Origin of the sequence: Staphylococcus simulans, from assembly GCF_002902285.1 — a bacterium.
Classification (GTDB): domain Bacteria; phylum Bacillota; class Bacilli; order Staphylococcales; family Staphylococcaceae; genus Staphylococcus; species Staphylococcus simulans.
Genome location: NZ_PPRU01000030.1, coordinates 1 through 515 on the forward strand (window position 1 = coordinate 1; position 515 = coordinate 515).

The 515-nt window shown below is 51.5% G+C and carries 1 rRNA gene; it reads right to left on the reverse strand.

The window, feature by feature from the left end:
* Positions 1-10: 10 nt before the first annotated feature.
* A 16S ribosomal RNA gene (locus CD112_RS07495) occupies positions 11-515 on the reverse strand; the annotation flags it as partial.

The following is a 515-nucleotide window of genomic DNA, read 5'->3' on the forward strand; positions in this document are numbered from 1 at the left end:
ATATCCTTAGAAAGGAGGTGATCCAGCCGCACCTTCCGATACGGCTACCTTGTTACGACTTCACCCCAATCATTTGTCCCACCTTCGACGGCTAGTTCCTAAAAGGTTACTCCACCGGCTTCGGGTGTTACAAACTCTCGTGGTGTGACGGGCGGTGTGTACAAGACCCGGGAACGTATTCACCGTAGCATGCTGATCTACGATTACTAGCGATTCCAGCTTCATGTAGTCGAGTTGCAGACTACAATCCGAACTGAGAACGGCTTTATGGGATTTGCTTGACCTCGCGGGTTCGCTGCCCTTTGTACCGTCCATTGTAGCACGTGTGTAGCCCAAATCATAAGGGGCATGATGATTTGACGTCATCCCCACCTTCCTCCGGTTTGTCACCGGCAGTCAACTTAGAGTGCCCAACTTAATGCTGGCAACTAAGCTTAAGGGTTGCGCTCGTTGCGGGACTTAACCCAACATCTCACGACACGAGCTGACGACAACCATGCACCACCTGTCACTTT